Below are 19,521 nucleotides of genomic sequence, written 5' to 3'. Positions count from 1 at the left end.
TGAAAAACTCCTTTTGATTCAGGCGCCACCTGATGGGTTATTGATGACGCTCAAGCAACTGTTTTAGCACAGTTTCCAGAGGTGTGGCAGCTTTCACCGTTTCCCCGGCGAAATCGATCCAGCCTTCGTTGAAGCCGTCCAGCATTTGCATGCGCGGGAGCGGGTTTCTCATGCCCTGGGCCAGGAAATCCGCCGCCCAGTTTTCACGAGGCACCGCTTTCACCGTCACCGAACGCCCCAGAACCTGAGAGAACGCTTCGGCTGCCAGCTGTGGGCTGTAACGCTGCGGCCCTTCCAGCTCCACAATGCGGGTTCCTGGTTCTGGCTGAGTCAACAGTTCAGCAGCAAGCGCGGCGATATCCGTTGTCGCAATCATCGGGATAGCCCGCTCCAGCGGCTGCAGGTGGCTGTAGATAATCCCGGTCTCTTTGGCGCTTTCCACATCCCAGAGAAAGTTCTCCATAAACCAGCCCGCGCGAAGGAATACGACGGAATCACAAACATCCGTGAGCTCTTTTTCCATCAATCCTAATGCGTTCAGCAGGTTTGGCTGAGTGGCCTGCGCTCCGATGGTTGAAAGGCAGACCACGTGTTGCGGACATGCCGCCTGCAGAGCCTGCTTTATTGCATTAATATTGGCGCGCGGCTCGGCAAAATCCCCCGACGGATCGAACACCGGCGGCAGCAGGATAAAGACCGCCTCGACCCCGGAAAACGCTTTTGCCAGCGCTTCACCCTCGTGCATTTCTGCCAGCGCAATGTCAGCACCCTGCTGCGCCCAGGGCTGCCCTTTAGCTTCTGTGCGAACCACAGCACGAATTTCATGCCCCTGAGCAAGCAAAGCTTTGCCCAGTGAACCACCAACCTGTCCGGTAATACCCGTAATTGCGAACATACTGTTTCTCCAGTTTCAAATCCCACCACAGGGTGTGGACGGCATTATGCGGATCCGGCTATGTTGTATCGATGGCACCATAGACAATTCACTGATGACTGCGGAGCACTAATATGATTTTCAACGATCGGGCATTTGACGGCCTGTCCGTGTTTACCGCCGTGGTAGAAAGCGGCACTTTTGCCGCCGCTGCCGAAGTGATCAATATGTCGCCACCGGGGGTCAGCCGGGCGATTGCCAGGCTCGAGAAACGCCTCGGCATCCGACTCTTTGACCGCACCACCCGCGCGGTGTCATTGACGACAGAAGGCAAAGAGTTTTACCGCCAGGTCCTGCCGCTGCTGGCCGCGCTGGAGGACGTGACCAGTACAGCATCGCTCTCAACGAAGGCTATTACCGGCAGGCTCAGGGTGAATATCGATCCGTTCTTTTCCAGCCTGATTTTGGGGCCTCAACTGGAAACGTTTATGTCCCGCTACCCGGATCTCGAACTCGATCTGGTGACCAGAGATCGGCTGGGAGATATGATTGGCGACGGTTTCGATCTCGCGATCCGCTTTGGCGTACCGCGCAACAGCACGCTGATAGCGCGTAAGCTGCTGGAAACACGCATCATGACGGTTGCCGCTCCTGCTTACCTGGAGCGCTATGGCCGCCCCGAGACGCCGCAGGCATTGCTGTCGCACACCTGCATTCATTTCCGCGATCCGGAAACCGGCAGGCCGTTTGAGTGGGAGTTTCACCGCAAGGGAGAGGTAATTAAAGTGCCGGTGAACGGGCGCCTGACGTTAAACGACGCCCGGACGCTGCATGAAGCCTGCCTCAGCGGCCATGCGATCGCCCAGATGATGACGTTCGGCTCCGACGAGTTGGTGAAAAAGGGACAACTGGTAGATTTATTTCCCGACTGGCCGGACGAGCGCTTCCCGCTTTATGCTTATTACCCTTCACGTATCAACCCCGCCGCACGAACCCGTTGTTTTCTGGATTTTATCCTCGAGCTGGCCAAAGGCTGAGCCCATAAAAAAACCGCCAGCAAGTGGCGGTTTTTGAAAGGTTTTGTAAACCCGATTACATCAGCGGCTGCGCTAACTGCACCAGGCTAATAAGCGGCTGCGGATAAACACCCAGCAGCAGCACCAGCAGGGCAGAAATCAGCACCACCACGCCGCCCGCGGTCAACGCCCAGTTAGATGGGGTATCACGGTTAAGCTGCTGAGGTGCGCTCAGGTACAGGCTCACGGTCACGCGCAGATAGTAGTAAAGGCCGATGGCGCTGCCCAGTACCACTGCACCGGTCAGCCACCACAGGTGGGCCTGAACGCCGACTGCGATGATGTAGAACTTACCGATGAAGCCCAGGGTCATTGGAATACCCGCCAGGGAAAGCATCATCACGGTCATTACCGCAGAAAGCACCGGCTTGTGCCAGAACAGACCACGATAGGAGAACAGTGAGTCGGCATCCGGGCCACGGTACGGGCTGGACATCAGGCTAACCACGCCGAACGCCCCCAGGCTGCTGAACAGGTAAGCGGCCAGATAAACCCCTACCGCTTCCATCGACATATTGCCGGTTTGCAGCGCAATCAGCGCCACCAGCAGGTAACCGAGGTGTGCGATGGAAGAGTAGCCCAGCAGGCGCTTGATGTTGGACTGGTTCAGCGCCATCAGGTTACCGAAGAGGATGGAGGCGAAGGCGATAATACCCAGCACCACACGAACCGCTTCGCTGTTGCCCACAGGCGCGTAGAGGAACAGACGCATCACCACGCCAAAAATGGCGATTTTGCTGGCTGTCGCCAGGAAGGTGGAGACCGGAGCAGGTGCGCCCTGGTAAACGTCTGGGGTCCACAGGTGGAACGGCACCAGAGACAGCTTGAAGCCAAGACCGACAATCATCAGGCCCAGACCCGCCAGCAGCAGAGGTTCGTGCAGCATGTTGTCCGCCAGGCTCTTACCGAGGCTAACAAACGACAGGCTACCGGACTCGGCGTAAACCAGCGCCATACCGAACAGCAGGAAGGACGATGCCGCCGCTGACAGAATGGTGTACTTGATGCTTGCTTCCAAAGAACGCTTCTGGCGGAAGGCATAGCCGACCAGGCCGAACAGCGGCAGAGAGATCAGCTCAATGCCGAGGAACAGCGCCGCGAGGTGGTTCGCGTTAGCCAGCAGGATGCCGCCGAGGGCAGCAATCAGCACCAGCAGGTAGAACTCTTCGCGGTTGTCGGTGTAGCCCTGCAGCCACGGGTAAGCAAAGGTACAGGTCGCCAGGCTCGCCAGCAGCACCAGCCCGGTGTAGAGCATGGCGTAGCCGTCAACGCGCATCAGCGGGGTGACGTCCATCGCCCCTGCCTGACCGACAAACCACAGTGAAATCAGCGCGGCGTTAAGGCCGATAACCGACAGCGTAGCATTCAGAAAATGGTCGCGTCGCCACGCAATGGAGAGCATCACAACCACCACCGTCAATCCGACGATCAACAGCGGTAGCAGCGCGATCAAATGTTGAGGAGTTATTGTCATGGCGAATTACGGCCTTGTAGTAGAAAGTGAACTGGTAAACCACTGCTGAATATTGCTCATCGCAGAATGCGAAGTATCCAGAATCGGCTGCGGGAAGAAGCCCAGCAGGACTAACAGCACCACCAGCAACAGAATGATAAAGAACTCGCGCATGGACATGCCAGGCAGCTGTTTATCGCTGATTTCGCTCTTAGCTTTACCGAAGTAAGCGCGGTGCAACATCGCCAGGGAGTAAACGGAGGCGAAGACCAGACCGAAAGTTGAAATCACGGTAATGACCGGCACAACGTGGAAACTGCCGAACAGAATCATGAATTCACCAACGAAGTTACCGGTCCCCGGCATCCCGAGGGTGGCAACAGCGAAGAACATCGACAGGCCCGGCAGCCATTTAATTTTGTTCCACAGACCGCCCATCATACGCATATCACGGGTGTGCAGACGCTCATAAAGCTGACCACAGATGATGAACATACCCGCTGCGGACAGACCGTGGGCAATCATCTGAATCACCGCGCCCTGGTAAGCCAGCTGGTTGCCGGTGTAGATAGCAATCAGCACGAAGCCCATGTGGGAAACGGAGGTATAAGCAATCAGGCGTTTAATGTCGGTCTGAGCAAAGGCCATCCACGCGCCGTAGAAGATGCCGATGACGCCCAGCCACATGGCGATTGGCGCGAACTCTGCGGACGCTTCAGGGAACAGCGGCAGAGAGAAGCGCAGCAGGCCGTAGGCTGCGGTTTTCAGCAAGATACCCGCCAGGTCAACGGAACCTGCCGTTGGTGCCTGAGAGTGTGCATCCGGCAGCCAGCCGTGAAGCGGAACCACCGGCATTTTCACCGCGAAGGCGATAAAGAAGCCCAGCATCAGCAGCCATTGTACGCCGTGGGACATCGGCGTTTTCAGCAGCAGCTCGTAGTTGAAGGTCCACACGCCGGTCGCGTTGTAGTGCACAAACACCAGGCCAAGGATAGCTATCAGCATCACCAGGCCGCTCGCCTGGGTATAGATGAAGAACTTGGTTGCGGCGGTAATACGCGTCTTCCCGTCGGAGGCTTTGTGGCCCCACAGTGCAATCAGGAAGTACATCGGCACCAGCATCATTTCCCAGAAGAAGAAGAACAGGAACATGTCGATGGCAAGGAACACGCCGATAACGCCACCGAGGATCCACATCAGGTTGAGGTGGAAGAAGCCCTGATATTTTTCGATTTCATTCCAGGAACAAAGTACCGCCAGCACGCCGAGCAGGCCGGTCAGCACTACCATCAGCAGCGACAGACCGTCGAGCGCCAGGTGAATTTCAATGCCAAAACGTGGGATCCACGGCAGAACAAATTCTGACTGCCACTGCGGCAAACCCGCCGCCTGCGTCAGTGAGTAGCCACCCTGCAACCACAATTGCAGAGAGAGTGCCAGTGTCAGCCCCATGGTAATCAGCGCTATCCAGCGAGGCACTTTCACGCCGAAGCGTTCGGTCTGCCAGCAGAAGAAGCCGCCGATAAAGGGGATTAGTATTAGCCAGGGTAATAGCATGGCGTTTGAGTCCCTAAGTCAAAATAATTCTTAAACATCGCTCACTTCCCAGCGCCAGAGGAGGAATAAACCTCGCTCCGACCCTCTCTCATCAGAGAGAGGGGGATGGAAGAAATCCTGTTAACGCAGAACCAGCAGCAGGCCGAGTACCACAACGGCCCCGATGCTCATTGACGCAACATACCAGCGCAGGTAACCGTTCTCGCTCACCAGCAGGCCGCGGCCAGCAAAGCGGGAAAGAATGGCCGGAATGTTCATCAGCGCATTCAGCGGGTCACGACGCAGCAGCCACGCAATGCCGAGGAACGGCTTGACGAAAATCATGTCGTACAGCCAGTCGAAGCCCCAGGCATTGAACCACCAGGTACCGAAGAAACGCCCCGGTGCGCTGTTCGCAAGCGACGTCACCAGAGTACGTTTGCCCAGCCACAGGAAGGCGGCAATCAGGATACCGGCAATGGCGACGACGCCGGAGATGATCTCCAGGGTCAGCACGCTGCCGTGCGCAAGTTCAGTGGTTTCCGGCAGGACGCCGCGCAGCGGTGGCACAATCATGGCGCCAACGAAGGTGGACAGTACCAGCAGAACAACCAGCGGCAGGTGGTGGGTAATCCCCTTCCCTGCGTGAGCGTGAATTTTTTCTTCGCCGTGGAACGTGATGAAAATCATGCGGAAGGTGTACAGCGAGGTCATGAACGCCCCGACCAGGCCCGCAACCATCAGGTTGATGTGGCCGTTCGCCATTGCACCGGCAAGAATCTCATCTTTACTGAAGAAGCCTGCGGTAATCAGCGGCAGAGCGGACAGCGCCGCGCCCCCGACCAGGAAGCAGACATACACCAGCGGAATGGACTTACGCAGGCCACCCATCTTGAAGATGTTTTGCTCGTGGTGGCACGCCAGAATCACCGAGCCGGATGACAGGAACAGCAGCGCTTTAAAGAACGCGTGGGTCATCAGGTGGAAGATTGCCGCATCCCAGGCCTGCACGCCCAGCGCCAGGAACATGTAGCCAATCTGGCTCATGGTGGAGTAAGCGAGTACGCGTTTGATGTCGGTCTGTACCAGCGCAGCAAAGCCTGCCAGCACCAGCGTAACGGCACCAACGATACCCACCAGATGCAGAATTTCCGGGGTCATCAGGAACAGGCCGTGGGTACGGGCAATCAGATACACGCCCGCGGTTACCATGGTCGCCGCGTGAATCAGCGCAGAAACAGGGGTTGGACCCGCCATCGCATCCGCCAGCCATGTTTGCAGCGGAAGCTGTGCAGATTTACCGACCGCACCGCCCAGCAGCATCAGGGTTGCCCAGGTCAGCATCTGGTTACCGGCAGCAAAGTGCTGCGGCGCCAGCTCAACCATTTCGCGGAAGTTCAGCGTACCCAGCTCGTTGTAGAGAATGAACAGGCCAAAGGCCAGGAACACGTCCCCCACGCGGGTAACCACGAAAGCTTTCATAGCCGCCGCGTTGTTCTTCGGATCGGTGTAGTAGAAACCGATCAGCAGGTAAGAACAGAGGCCCACGCCTTCCCAGCCGAGATACATCAGCAGCAGGTTATCGGCCAGAACCAGAACCACCATGCTGGCGATGAACAGGTTGGTGTAGGCGAAGAAGCGGGAATAACCCTCTTCGCCGCGCATGTACCAGGAAGCGAACATGTGGATCAGGAAGCCGACGCCAGTAACCACGGAAAGCATGGTCAGGGACAGGCCGTCCAGCACCAGGTTGAAGCCGATGTTAAAGTCACCGACCGCCATCCAGGTCCACAGCGGCTGAGTAAACGCCTGCTGCCCGTTGTTAAAGAAATCAACCCCGGCAATAGCGGTGACAACCGCCGCCAGACCTACTGAGCCCATCCCGATGGTTGCGGACAGGTTTTCTGACCAGCGGCCGCGGGAGAATGCCAACAGTAAAAAGCCAATCAATGGCAGAACAATGGTTAACCAGAGAAGGTTCATCCACGCATCTCACTTACTGAATCGATATTCAGATTCTGGCGACGACGATGGAGCTGCAGTAACAGCGCGAGGCCAATACTGGCTTCGGCAGCAGCTAAGCTAATCGCGAGTATATACATCACCTGACCGTCAGCCTGGCCCCAGTAGCTGCCGGCAACCACGAAGGCCAGCGCGGCGGCGTTAATCATCACTTCCAGGCTGATCAGCATGAACAGCAGGTTGCGGCGAATGACCAGACCGGTCAGTCCCAGCACGAACAAAATGGCGGCGAGGATCAGTCCATGTTGCAGCGGGATCATACGTTCTCCTCCGTTTTTCTTCTCACGGCCATATCAGCAGGGCGATTGCTCAGCACCTCGCCGACACGGTCTTCACGACCCAGGTGGAACGCAACGACCAGGCCCGCCAGCAGCAGCATGGAGGCCAGCTCCACCGCCAGAACATAAGGCCCGAACAGCGCGATACCGACCTGCTTCGCATCGATGGAAGTACCATCAATACCCTGGTCGTTAACGGTGCGGATTGCGTAAATCAGAACCACCAACAGGATTGCAGACAGGATACCAGGCCCGATCCACAGCTGCGGCTTCAGCCATTCGCGCTCCTGCTGCTGAACCGCGTTACCGAGGTTAAGCATCATTACCACGAAGACGAACAGCACCATGATAGCCCCGGCGTAGACGATTATCTCCAGCGCACCGGCGAAGTAAGCCCCCAGGGAGAAAAACACCCCGGAGATCGCCAGCAGCGAGATGATCAGGTACAGCAGCGCATGCACCGGATTGGTGTGAGTAATCGTCCGAAGGGTCGTCAGGACGGCCACAATGGCGCAGATATAAAAAGCGAATTCCATTCCTGACTCCTTAAGGTAACAGGCCTTTGACGTCGATAGGCTTGGCTTCGTTTTCCGCTTCGCCCTTATCTTTGCCGTCGATTGCCATACCTGCCATCCGGTAGAAGTTATATTCCGGGTATTTGCCCGGACCGGAAATCAGCAGATCCTCTTTCTCGTACACCAGATCCTGGCGCTTGTACTCACCCAGTTCGAAGTCCGGGGTAAGCTGAATCGCGGTGGTCGGGCAGGCTTCTTCGCACAGGCCGCAGAAGATGCAGCGAGAGAAGTTGATACGGAAGAACTCCGGATACCAACGACCGTCTTGCATCTCGGCTTTCTGCAGGGAAATACAGCCTACCGGGCAGGCTACCGCACACAGGTTACAGGCTACGCAGCGCTCTTCACCGTCCGGGTCGCGCGTCAGCACGATACGGCCACGGTAGCGCGGCGGCAGATACACTGGTTCTTCCGGATACATGCGGGTTTCGCGCTTGGCGAAAGCGTGCATGCCGATCATCCAGATACTGCGTACCTGGGTGCCGAAACCAACCACTAACTCTTTCAATGTCATGGTTTTTTCACCCCTTATGGTGCCTGGTAAAGAATGACCGCGGCGGTCACCAGCAAGTTGATAAGCGTCAGCGGCAGGCAAACTTTCCAACCGAAGGACATCACCTGGTCATAACGCGGACGAGGCAGTGCGGCGCGAATCAAAATGAACATCATCATGAAGAACGCGGTTTTCAGCGCGAACCAGATGAACGGCGGTAACCACGGGCCATGCCAGCCACCAAAGAACAGCGTCACGATCAGCGCAGACACGGTGACGATGCCGATGTATTCCCCAACGAAGAACAGACCGAACTTCATACCGGAATATTCGATGTGATAACCATCGGCCAGTTCCTGCTCGGCTTCCGGTTGGTCAAACGGGTGACGGTGGCAAACCGCAACGCCGGCAATCGCGAAGGTCACGAAGCCGAAGAACTGCGGGATAACGTTCCACAGATTGGCCTGGTTGTTGACGATGTCGGCCATATTAAAGGAACCGGCCTGCGCCACCACGCCCATCAGGGAAAGCCCCAGGAACACTTCATAGCTCAGGGTCTGCGCGGAAGCACGCATCGCACCAAGCAGGGAGTATTTGTTGTTACTGGACCAGCCGGCGAACAGCACGGCGTAAACCGCCAGGCCCGCCAGCATCAGGAAGAACAGGATCCCGATGTTCAGATCCGCAACCACCCAGCTTGGGCTGACCGGCACAATGGCAAAGGCCAGCAGCAGCGAGGTGAACGCGATCATTGGCGCAAGAGTAAATATCACGCGGTCAGAGAACTTAGGGATCCAGTCCTCTTTAAAGAACATCTTGATCATGTCCGCAACCAGCTGGAGTGAACCACCCCAGCCTACGCGGTTCGGTCCATAGCGGTTCTGGAACAGACCGAGCAGACGGCGTTCGCCGAAGCTCATGAATGCCCCACAGGTCACCACGACCAGCAGAATGACAACCGCTTTGAGGATGCTCAGCAGAATGTCGATAACTTCCGGTGTCAGCCAGCTCATTGCGCAGCCTCCTGCAGATTTTCAAGACGAGCACCGGCAAGCACTGGCGCAATCCCCGGCATCCCCATCGGCAGACCTACCTGCCCTGCAACCAAACCTTCGGACAGCTGCAGCGGCAGACTCAGCGTCTGGCCTTCGTAGCTGAAGGAGATCAGGCTCCCGGCGTTAACGCCAAGCTTCGCGGCATCGGCCGGGTTCAGCTTGATGTACGGCTCAACCATACGCTTCTGGAATACCGGAGAGCGCTGGGACATCTCGTCGCTACCAAACAGGTGGTAGTACGGTGCGATGCGCCATTTGCCCTCTTCCGCGTGGAAGGTATCCGGCACGGAAGTGAAGTAATCCAGACCCGTTTCAGAGGCTTCAATCAGGCGTACGCCCGGATCGCCGTGACGCAGATGGCCGCCCACTTCAGCCTGGAATTTGTTCCATGCCTGCGGGGAGTTCCAGCCTGGAGCCCAGGCAAACGGAATCTGCTGACGGTCGGCCAGCGGGCTGTTGTTCCCTTCCATAGAGAAGGCGAACATCGTGTCTTTATCCTGTGGCTGACGCGGTTCATGCACGCTGATGTTGGCGCGCATGGCGGTACGTCCGCTCGAACGGATAGGAGAACGAGACAGCTTCTGGCCTTTGATACGGAAGGAAGCATCAGGCGCGGCTTCTTTGATACCGGCCATCTGAGGCAATGCCTTCACGCAGGCGTCGATCACGTGGTCTAGCTGCGTCCAGTCAACGTCGCGGCTCTGCACGGTGCTGTGCAGCGAGTGCAGCCAGCGCCAGCTTTCGAACATCGTTACGCTGGTGTCGTAGTAAGCCGGGTCATAAACCTGGAAGAAGCGCTGGGCGCGACCTTCGTTGTTAATGACCGTACCGTCGCTTTCAGCGAAGCTCGCCGCGGACAGGACCAGATGGGCTTTGTCCATGATGTCCGTACGCTGATGGTCGATAACCATCACCAGAGGAGCTTTGCTCAGCGCAGCATCTACGCGGGCGGCTGAAGCATGGCGATGCAGATCGTTTTCCAGCACCACTACCGCATCGGCAGCACCGCTTTCCAGCTCGCTCAGGGCTTCTTCCAGAGAACCGCCGCCAATCATGCCGAGGCCAACGCTGTTAACCGCACGGGCAATCATGGTTACGCCGACGTCCGCACCGCGGCCTTTCAGCGCTTTAGCCACGTTGGCCGCAGCCTGAATTACCGCTTCGCTACCGGCGTTAGTCCCGGAAACAATCAGCGGCTTCTTCGCGCCGGCCAGGGCTTGAACGATGACGTCGACTTTATTCTTCAGGTCGCGGTCCAGCTCAACGGCCGGAGAGTTGCTGTCCAGCGCATTGGCAATCGCAAAACCAAGACGAGCCTGATCTTCAACCGGCGCGCGGTAAGTCCATGCGGCGATATCATCCAGGCGGGTGCTGTCCACGTTGGTGACAAACAGCGGGTGCTTAGCGTTCTGACCGATGTTCAGGATTGCGGCGATCTGCCAGTCAGCAACTTTCTGTGCCGCCGCCATTTCACGCGCCTTCCCTTTTACCGCCTGGCGAATGGCCAGTGCAGCACGAGCGCCGGTCTGGGTAACATCTTCGCCCAGAATCAGCACCGCATCATAAGATTCGATTTCACGCAGAGCAGGAGTATGAACGCCGCTTTCACGCAGCACTTTCAGCATCAGCTGCAGGCGAGCCTGCTCACCGGCCGCAATGCCCGTGTAGAAGTTGTCGGCCCCAACCAGCTCACGCAGAGCGAAGTTGCTTTCCACGCTCGCACGCGGAGAACCGATGCCGATCACTTTCTTCGACTGACGCAGGATATCCGCAGCGCCCTGCATCGCCTGCTCGGCGTTCAGGGTAATGAGGTCATCGCCACGGCGCTGAATAGGGTGACGCGGACGGTCCTTCAGGTTGACGTAACCGTAACCGAAGCGGCCGCGGTCACACAGGAAGTAGTGGTTCACGGTGCCGTTGTAGCGGTTTTCGATACGACGCAGCTCACCGTAACGTTCACCCGGGCTGGTGTTACAGCCCAGCGAGCACTGCTGACAGATGCTCGGTGCGAACTGCATATCCCATTTACGGTTGTAGCGCTCGGAGTGCGTTTTGTCGGTGAATACGCCGGTCGGGCAAATTTCTACCAGGTTACCGGAGAACTCGCTTTCCAGCGTGCCGTCTTCCGGGCGACCGAAGTAGACGTTGTCGTGCGCGCCGTAAACGCCCAGATCTTTACCGTCAGCGTAGTCTTTGTAGTAACGCACGCAGCGGTAACAGGCGATACAGCGGTTCATTTCGTGAGAGATGAACGGACCGAGATCCTGGTTGCGGTGAGTACGCTTGGTAAAGCGATAGCGACGGAAGCTATGACCGGTCATGACGGTCATATCCTGCAGGTGGCAGTTACCGCCCTCTTCACAGACCGGACAGTCGTGCGGGTGGTTAGTCATCAACCACTCCACAACGCTTTCACGGAACTGTTTCGCTTCGCCATCATCAATAGAGATGAAGGTCCCGTCGGAGGCCGGTGTCATACAGGACATCACCAGGCGCCCACGGGTGTCTTCCGCGTTCTGATATTGCTTCACCGCACACTGGCGGCAAGCACCGACGCTGCCCAGCGCCGGATGCCAGCAAAAATAAGGAATATCAAGACCGAGGGAGAGACAAGCTTCTAGCAAGTTGTCTGCCCCATTGACCTCGTATTCTTTGCCGTCTACATGAATCGTAGCCATAGTCAGCATGCTTCCAGTTGGCCTGAATAACTTCAGGCGTTAATCAAAAATTCTTGTGCAATGCACCCTCACCCGATTTCGCTTTCTCCCTCGCCCCTTAGGGGAGAGGGCCGGGGTGGGGGGCGATATCACCAGCGCGTTTTTAACAGGTTCGGCTGAATGCCATTAATGGCACGCAGATTCCCGTAATCCTGTTTGGCAATGCCTGCTTCGAATTCGTCGCGGAAATATTTAATCGCACTCTGCAATGGCTCTACGGCACCCGGCGCGTGGGCACAGAAGGTTTTACCCGGTCCCAGGTGGCGGCACAGCTGCTCGAGGGTTTCGATATCCCCCGGCTGCCCTTCGCCACGCTCCAGCGCGCGCAGAATTTTTACGCTCCACGGCAGACCATCGCGGCACGGTGTACACCAGCCGCAGGATTCACGGGCAAAGAACTCTTCCAGGTTACGCACCAGCGGCACCATACCGATTTCATGGTCAACCGCCATTGCCAGCGCCGTACCGAGACGGCTGCCTGCTTTACCAATACTTTCAAACTCCATCGGCAGATCGAGGTGCGCTTCCGTCAGGAAGTCTGTCCCCGCGCCACCCGGCTGCCAGGCTTTAAACTTCAGGCCATCACGCATGCCGCCGGCGTATTCTTCCAGGATCTCGCGGGCGGTTGTCCCGAAAGGTAATTCCCAGACGCCAGGGTTTTTAACGCGGCCGGAGAAGCCCATCAGCTTGGTACCGGCATCTTTACTCATGCCGCCACCAATGCCCTGGTACCACTCAACGCCGTTAGCCAGAATCGCAGGCACGTTACACAGGGTTTCGACGTTGTTTACACAGGTCGGTTTACCCCATACGCCGCTTGATGCCGGGAACGGTGGCTTAGAACGAGGGTTCGCACGGCGACCTTCGAGGGAGTTAATCAGCGCAGTTTCTTCACCGCAGATATAACGCCCTGCCCCGGTGTGCACGATAAGCTCGAAGTCGAACCCGGAACCCAGAATATTTTTGCCAAGTAGGCCCGCTTCGGTGGCTTCAGCGATTGCGCGGCGCAAATGAACGGCCGCTTCAATGTACTCACCGCGCAGGAAGATGTAGCCACGGTAAGCCTTAAGCGCAAAGGCGGAGATCAGCATGCCTTCCACCAGCAGGTGCGGCAGTTGCTCCATCAGCAGGCGGTCTTTATAGGTGCCCGGCTCCATTTCATCGGCGTTACACAGCAGGTAACGGATGTTCATGGACTCGTCTTTTGGCATCAGGCTCCACTTCAAACCGGTGGAAAAGCCCGCGCCGCCGCGCCCTTTCAGGCCGGCGTCTTTTACCGCATTAACGATTTCATCCGGTGCCATGGCGGTCAGCGCCTTACGCGCGCCTTCATAGCCGTTTTTGCTGCGGTATTCGTCGAGCCAGACAGGCTGTTTGTCATCACGCAGACGCCAGGTCAGCGGATGCGTTTCGGCAGTACGAATAATCGTCTTCATTTATACTGCTCCAGCAAGTCAGGGATGGCTTCCGGCGTCAGATGGCTGTGAGTGTCCTCATCAATCATCATGGTCGGCCCCTTGTCGCAGTTGCCCAGACAGCAGGTTGGCAGCAGGGTGAAGCGGCCGTCAAACGTGGTCTGGCCCGGTTTGATGTTCAGTTTGGCTTCAATCGCCGACTGAATGCCCTGGTAGCCGGTGATATGGCACACCACGCTGTCGCAGTAGCGAATCACGTGACGGCCGACCGGCTGGCGGAAGATTTGGCTATAGAATGTCGCCACGCCTTCTACGTCGCTTGCCGGAATACCCAGCACGTCAGCGATAGCGTAAATAGCACCATCCGGCACCCAGCCGCGCTGTTTCTGAACGATTTTCAGCGCTTCGATAGAGGCCGCACGGGCATCTTCGTAATGGTGTTTTTCGTGCTCAATCGCCTCACGCTCTGCCGCACTCAGCTCAAAAGCCTCAGCCTGGTTTTGTTGGTTATCGTGCATAGTTAGCGATCCACATCAGACATTACAAAATCGATACTACCCAGATAGACAATCAGGTCAGAAACCAGGCTGCCTCGGATCGCCGCCGGAATTTGCTGCAGGTGCGCAAAGCTCGGGGTACGAATACGGGTACGGTAGCTCATGGTGCTAGCGTCACTGGTCAGGTAGTAACTGTTAATCCCTTTCGTTGCCTCAATCATCTGGAAGGATTCGTTGGCCGGCATAACCGGGCCCCACGAAACCTGCAGGAAGTGAGTGATCAGGGTTTCGATATGCTGCAGCGTGCGCTCTTTCGGCGGCGGCGTGGTCAGCGGGTGATCCGCTTTGAACGGGCCGGCTGGCATATTTTTCAGGCACTGCTCAAGGATGCGCAGGCTCTGGCGAAGCTCTTCAACTTTCAGCATGACGCGGGTGTAGCAGTCGCTGATGCCGCCGCCGACCGGCACTTCGAAGTCGAAGTTCTGGTAGCCAGAGTAAGGACGAGCCTTACGCACGTCGAAGTCGATACCGGTGGCACGCAGGCCAGCACCGGTGGTGCCCCACTCCAGCGCTTCTTTCGCGGTATAGGCAGCAACGCCCTGAGAACGGCCCTTCAGAATGGTGTTGCGCAGCGCGGCTTTCTCATAGGAATCCAGGCGCTTCGGCATCCACTCGAGGAACTCTTTCAGCAGCCGCTCCCAGCCCTTCGGCAGGTCGTGTGCAACGCCGCCGATACGGAACCAGGCCGGGTGCATACGGAAACCGGTAATCGCTTCCACCAGATCGTAGATTTTCTGACGATCGGTAAAGGCGAAGAACACCGGGGTCATGGCGCCGACGTCCTGAATAAAGGTAGAGATGTACAGCAGGTGGCTGTTGATGCGGAAAAGCTCGGAGAGCATAACGCGGATAACTTCAACGCGTTCCGGCACCACAATGCCGGCCAGCTTTTCTACCGCCAGCACGTAAGGCATTTCGTTGACGCAGCCGCCGAGGTATTCGATACGGTCGGTATACGGAATGTAGCTGTGCCAGGACTGACGCTCACCCATTTTCTCTGCGCCACGGTGGTGGTAGCCGATATCCGGTACGCAGTCGACGATCTCTTCGCCGTCCAGCTGCAGGATGATACGGAAAGCACCGTGTGCGGAGGGGTGGTTTGGCCCCAGGTTCAGGAACATGAAGTCTTCATGCTCGCTGCTGCGCTTCATGCCCCACTCTTCAGGCTTGAAGGTCAGCGCTTCCATTTCCAGATCTTCTTTCTGTTTAGTCAGGATAAACGGATCGAATTCGGTGGCGCGCGCCGGGTAGTCTTTACGCAGCGGGTGGCCTTCCCAGGTCGGCGGCATCATGATGCGCGTCAGGTGCGGGTGGCCGTTGAAGGTGATGCCAAACATCTCCCAGGTTTCACGCTCGTACCAGTTGGCGTTCGGGAAGATTTTCGTCAGCGTCGGCAGGTTCAGATCGTTTTCAGATAACGCCACCTTGAGCATGATGTCGCGATTGCGTTCAATGGACATCAGGTGGTAGAAAACGGAAAAATCCGCAGCCGGTAAACCGTTGCGGTGTGTGCGTAGACGCTCATCCATGCCATGCAGGTCGAACAGCATAACGTAGGGTTTTGGTGATTTCTTAAGGAAATCGACCACTTCCAGTAACTGTTCGCGCTTAACCCAGACTACGGGTACCCCGGTGCGGGTTGGCTGAACGGTGAAGGCATCCGGCCCAAAACGGTTACGCAATTCGCCAATGACCGGATCATCCAGGTGATCCCTTGTCTGCCAGGCTGGCATAGCGGCGTCTTGCGCGGTTAAATCGGTCATAGTTCTCACCATTGCAAATGGTTCTGTGGTGACTGCGTTCAGTGCCTTTGCTTTTATAGTATTGATATACAAAGACGCTCACTGACCGCAGGCGCTAATTAAATCTCGTCTGGCGTCCGCAGGTTAGTGACGGCAATACGTTCGCCGCGCTTACGCTCGCGCTCGGACTGCATGTTGGCGCGGTAAACACCCTGATCGCCAACAACCCACGATAGCGGGCGACGCTCTTTACCGATCGATTCCTGCAACAGCATCAGCGCCTGCATGTACGCTTCCGGGCGCGGTGGACAGCCAGGAATGTAAACATCAACCGGGATAAATTTGTCGACGCCCTGAACAACAGAATAGATGTCGTACATGCCGCCAGAGTTCGCGCAGGCACCCATGGAAATAACCCATTTAGGTTCGAGCATCTGATCGTAAAGGCGCTGGATTACCGGAGCCATTTTGGTGAAGCAGGTACCGGCCACAACCATCAGGTCAGCCTGACGAGGAGAAGCACGTAAAACTTCTGCACCGAAACGCGCCACGTCATGCACAGCGGTAAACGACGTCACCATCTCTACGTAGCAGCAGGAAAGGCCAAAGTTGTATGGCCAGATTGAGTTTTTACGACCCCAGTTCACCACATCGTGCATGGCATGCTCAAGCTTGCCCATGTAAACGCTGCGGTTAATCTCTTGTTCGAGGGGATCGGTTACGATCTCCTGCTTTTGCAGGGGATAACGGTCATTCTCACCGTTGGGGTCTATGCGGGTGAGCGTATAGTCCATCTTATTGCCTCGCTGTTACTGCGTATGACGGTTAGTGAGACTGTCGGTTTCCGGGTTCATTTTCTCACGACGCGAACGCGCAGGAGTCCAATCCAGCGCACCGATGCGCACCAGATAAACCAGACCAGCCAGTAACACTAAAATGAAAATTGCGGCCTCGACGAAGCCAATCCAGCCGCTTTCACGGATAGAAGTTGACCACGCGTAGAGATACAAGGCTTCCACGTCAAAGATAACGAAGAACATGGCGACCAGGTAAAACTTGGCGGAGAGACGAAGACGTGCCGTACCAACGGAGTCGATACCCGACTCGAAGGGGGTGTTTTTGTGCCGTGCCTTAGCTCTTCCGCCAAGGAACCAGCCCCCGACAAGCATCAGACAGCACAGGCCAACGGCGACAATAAGAAAGACAGCGAACGCCCAGTGATGAGCGATAACTTCAGTGGATGTTGACATACTCATTGCTTACTCATCAAAAGTGGCGCCAAAGTCTCTGCTCTTGTTGGCAGATGAACGCCACATCGATTCATGGGGAGGAACAATCAACCGTACAATAACTACCGGAAATAATGCTTAGGCAGCCAATTGATGGGGTTTTTTACTCCTTTCTATAACCTTTTGTCAACTTTAACAAAAGTATCCACACATTAATTTACACCGACAGCAACTCATTAACATTTAATGCGTTAAAACTCATCAGCACTCGCGTAAAGACCAGATTTTGATGAGGGTGAATCGTGTCCGTTCCGTGTGAAAAAATAAACAGCCCCTATATTTTGGCAGGAAATCTCAACTATTCCTCCCCCCAAGAGGGAGTATTTTCTTGATCTGAGACACGCTTTTGTTAATCCACTTCAAAAAGAAGCAACATTGTTATGCGTTTTTTAACATTACCTGGCCTTTGCGCGAAGTTTTTGTACATAAAATACGCAAAATTCAGAAATTCACTAATACATTGAATTTATTAGAGAATATGAAGAGCTGTGTGCTATAGCAAAAATCAGGCATAAAAAATGGGCCATTGGCGCAAAAAAAACCACCAATGACCCATTTTCTACATTTAATATTTTGTTACTAACTAAACGACCTGGGGCTACTCAAAATCCCCTTCTACCAGCAGCGTATCGTCGCCTTCACTTCCCACTGCCGCAAACCGGTATGGATTCGTCGGCGTCGCAAGCGCACTGAAAATAGCCTGCGCCAGCTCATTGCCGCTTTCCGGGTTTTTACACAGCAGATATTGGGTTTCAGGAAGCACCGGCAGCCCTTCCGAAGCCCCCAGAACGCGAAGCTCAGGACTCATCATTTCCACAGGCCTTGCCGTAACGCCCAGCCCGGCTTTCACTGCCGCACGTACGGCCGCCAGCGTGGAAGCAACATATGAAATGCGCCACGGTGTCTGGCTGGCATCAAGATGCTCTATCATCATATCGCGGTACGGGCTCGGATCGTCCAACATCACCAGAGGCAAAGATTCCCCACTCTGGAAAACGTAATCGGCTGCACAGTACCAAAGCGTTGGCGAGGTTCGCAGCACAACCGAATCGAAGTTAGAAGGATTGGACGTCGTCACCACCAGATCGACCTCATGCTGATTAAGCATTTCGATCATGAACGGATTGCGCTTTACCCTCACGTCCAGCGCCAGCTTCGGATACACCGAGCTGATGCGGTTTAACAGGAACGGCAAAATGGTATCCGCCGTTTCATCGGACGCGCCGAGCGTTAACGACCCCTGCAGGTTGTTAAACATCAGCGAAGAGCAGGCTTCATCATTGAAGCGAAGGATTTTACGCGCGTAACCCAGCAGTTGAATACCGTGCTCGGTTAGCAGTTTATTACGGCCATGTCGTGCAAAAAGCTCTTTCCCGACTAATTGCTCAAGGCGCTGCATTTGTTGGCTTACAGCGGATTGAGTGCGGCACACCGCAGCCGCCGCGGCGGCAAAGGTATTGAGATCGGCGACCGCAACGAATGTCCTCAGCAGATCGAGGTCGAGGTTCAGTATCGGACGATTTGCGTTAATCATAATTTATTCACTAATAGGTTGCTCTTTCGAGTCTGCCCTGGTTGTATTGCTATGATTTATCAAAGAGATAAAGCAATTCCTTTTACCGAATGTCTCCGGTAGTCCTGGCCGCCATACGTTAGCGGCGCTTCTGTTTGTTATTTTTTTATTCCCGGACATGCTCAATTATCTGAAACATGACCCAATGGGATATTATTCAGGTCAGGATAAGATACAAATCACCGACTCATCGTACCAGTTCAGTATTTTAAAACTGGGTAATAATTGTAAATCAGGTTCAAGAAACGACTTTTAATAAGCTTTTATATGATTATTTAACGGGTTGAAACACGACGGGAGGCATAAACCGGCCTGACCACACAACCAGTTGAATAATAATAGTAATATTTAACAACGCCGGCTAAGACACAGGACTGACGTGCCTCATCGGCATCAAAAACCTACCATTTTTCGTAGTCTATCTTACATTAAAACACTATGTTTTATAACACTTATTGCTGATTATCTGATCTCATTCTCTTTTTGTGGTTCCCCGCTTGTTGATTATTCACAACGTTTTTTGAAGTCACCCACAAGCTATAATAAAAGACCCTTAATAATTGCCCAGGTATTTATCTATTACACCAGCCAGCCTTTTGATATACATCTCTTTAACTAACCTGTCATTAATCTCTTAATGTTTCAGCCATGAATATTAATTTTTCCTTATGTTTGTCGACAACCGACTTACGCCAGCAGCACCTCTCACTCAGGAAAGCGCCAGAGGCAGTGAATAGCATCATTCACAAAGAACAAGGCAGTTAATAATGCTAACAAAAATCAAATTATAAGTTATTTTGTTTTTCTATTTTTATAAAATGCCATATCGCTTATACATTGTTCTGTAAAGATAAATTGCATTTCTT

The 19,521-nt window shown here is 55.2% G+C and carries 16 protein-coding genes; 1 reads left to right on the top strand and 15 read right to left on the bottom strand.

Translation table 11 applies throughout. The annotated features are described in order from the left end of the window. Nucleotides 1-37: 37 nt before the first annotated feature. Nucleotides 38-895, bottom strand: coding sequence for an NmrA family NAD(P)-binding protein (locus HX778_RS00590; RefSeq protein ID WP_176981053.1), 858 nt, complete (start codon nucleotides 893-895; stop codon nucleotides 38-40). 113 nt (nucleotides 896-1,008) lie between these two features. Between HX778_RS00590 and HX778_RS00585 the strand changes: the two genes are divergently transcribed. Continuing rightward, nucleotides 1,009-1,911 carry a LysR family transcriptional regulator gene (locus HX778_RS00585; RefSeq protein WP_038480892.1) on the top strand — a complete coding sequence of 301 codons (903 nt, stop codon included), beginning with the start codon at nucleotides 1,009-1,011 and terminating at the stop codon, nucleotides 1,909-1,911. Between the two features lie 55 nt (nucleotides 1,912-1,966). Here HX778_RS00585 and nuoN read toward each other — a convergent pair whose 3' ends face one another. The 14 genes from nuoN to lrhA all read right to left on the bottom strand — a co-directional run bounded on the left by nuoN (nucleotide 1,967) and on the right by lrhA (nucleotide 18,616). Next, nucleotides 1,967-3,424, bottom strand: a complete 1,458-nt coding sequence (gene nuoN, locus HX778_RS00580; protein ID WP_038480890.1) for an NADH-quinone oxidoreductase subunit NuoN — start codon at nucleotides 3,422-3,424, stop codon at nucleotides 1,967-1,969. 6 nt (nucleotides 3,425-3,430) lie between these two features. Then, complete coding sequence (gene nuoM / locus HX778_RS00575) at nucleotides 3,431-4,960, bottom strand: NADH-quinone oxidoreductase subunit M (RefSeq protein WP_038480887.1); 1,530 nt, start codon at nucleotides 4,958-4,960, stop codon at nucleotides 3,431-3,433. A gap of 120 nt (nucleotides 4,961-5,080) precedes the next feature. After that, nucleotides 5,081-6,922 carry an NADH-quinone oxidoreductase subunit L gene (gene nuoL, locus HX778_RS00570; protein WP_154188118.1) on the bottom strand — a complete coding sequence of 614 codons (1,842 nt, stop codon included), beginning with the start codon at nucleotides 6,920-6,922 and terminating at the stop codon, nucleotides 5,081-5,083. Beyond that, nucleotides 6,919-7,221: an NADH-quinone oxidoreductase subunit NuoK gene (nuoK, locus tag HX778_RS00565; protein WP_008459783.1), complete on the bottom strand. Its 303-nt coding sequence runs from the start codon at nucleotides 7,219-7,221 to the stop codon at nucleotides 6,919-6,921. The genes nuoL and nuoK overlap by 4 nt, the downstream gene beginning before the upstream one ends. After that, nucleotides 7,218-7,775: an NADH-quinone oxidoreductase subunit J gene (gene nuoJ, locus HX778_RS00560; RefSeq protein WP_176981052.1), complete on the bottom strand. Its 558-nt coding sequence runs from the start codon at nucleotides 7,773-7,775 to the stop codon at nucleotides 7,218-7,220. The genes nuoK and nuoJ overlap by 4 nt, the downstream gene beginning before the upstream one ends. Before the next feature lie 10 nt (nucleotides 7,776-7,785). Next, nucleotides 7,786-8,328, bottom strand: a complete 543-nt coding sequence (gene nuoI, locus HX778_RS00555; RefSeq protein WP_016537431.1) for an NADH-quinone oxidoreductase subunit NuoI — start codon at nucleotides 8,326-8,328, stop codon at nucleotides 7,786-7,788. A 14-nt stretch (nucleotides 8,329-8,342) separates the two neighbouring features. After that, entirely contained in the window at nucleotides 8,343-9,320 is a 978-nt protein-coding gene (gene nuoH, locus HX778_RS00550; RefSeq protein ID WP_038480872.1) for an NADH-quinone oxidoreductase subunit NuoH, read from the bottom strand. Then, nucleotides 9,317-12,040, bottom strand: coding sequence for an NADH-quinone oxidoreductase subunit NuoG (gene nuoG / locus HX778_RS00545; protein WP_176981051.1), 2,724 nt, complete (start codon nucleotides 12,038-12,040; stop codon nucleotides 9,317-9,319). Before nuoG ends, nuoH begins: the two co-directional genes overlap by 4 nt. Nucleotides 12,041-12,168: 128 nt before the next feature. Then, complete coding sequence (gene nuoF / locus HX778_RS00540; protein WP_038480868.1) at nucleotides 12,169-13,515, bottom strand: NADH-quinone oxidoreductase subunit NuoF; 1,347 nt, start codon at nucleotides 13,513-13,515, stop codon at nucleotides 12,169-12,171. Continuing rightward, nucleotides 13,512-14,012 carry an NADH-quinone oxidoreductase subunit NuoE gene (gene nuoE, locus HX778_RS00535; RefSeq protein WP_008459776.1) on the bottom strand — a complete coding sequence of 167 codons (501 nt, stop codon included), beginning with the start codon at nucleotides 14,010-14,012 and terminating at the stop codon, nucleotides 13,512-13,514. The genes nuoF and nuoE overlap by 4 nt, the downstream gene beginning before the upstream one ends. A gap of 2 nt (nucleotides 14,013-14,014) precedes the next feature. Further along, nucleotides 14,015-15,826 carry an NADH-quinone oxidoreductase subunit C/D gene (gene nuoC, locus HX778_RS00530; protein WP_144244065.1) on the bottom strand — a complete coding sequence of 604 codons (1,812 nt, stop codon included), beginning with the start codon at nucleotides 15,824-15,826 and terminating at the stop codon, nucleotides 14,015-14,017. Nucleotides 15,827-15,912: 86 nt separating this feature from the next. Next, nucleotides 15,913-16,587: an NADH-quinone oxidoreductase subunit NuoB gene (gene nuoB, locus HX778_RS00525; RefSeq protein ID WP_008459774.1), complete on the bottom strand. Its 675-nt coding sequence runs from the start codon at nucleotides 16,585-16,587 to the stop codon at nucleotides 15,913-15,915. Between the two features lie 15 nt (nucleotides 16,588-16,602). After that, on the bottom strand, nucleotides 16,603-17,049 hold the full coding sequence (gene nuoA / locus HX778_RS00520) for an NADH-quinone oxidoreductase subunit NuoA (protein WP_038480861.1): 447 nt from the start codon (nucleotides 17,047-17,049) through the stop codon (nucleotides 16,603-16,605). Nucleotides 17,050-17,680: 631 nt separating this feature from the next. Beyond that, nucleotides 17,681-18,616 carry a transcriptional regulator LrhA gene (gene lrhA, locus HX778_RS00515; RefSeq protein ID WP_038480858.1) on the bottom strand — a complete coding sequence of 312 codons (936 nt, stop codon included), beginning with the start codon at nucleotides 18,614-18,616 and terminating at the stop codon, nucleotides 17,681-17,683. Nucleotides 18,617-19,521: the final 905 nt, after the last annotated feature.

It is taken from the genome of Cedecea sp. P7760 (assembly GCF_013386425.1).
Classification (GTDB): domain Bacteria; phylum Pseudomonadota; class Gammaproteobacteria; order Enterobacterales; family Enterobacteriaceae; genus Cedecea; species Cedecea selenatireducens.
Note: the sequence above shows the minus strand (reverse complement) of the source record. Positions and strands in the feature narration are given on the sequence as shown.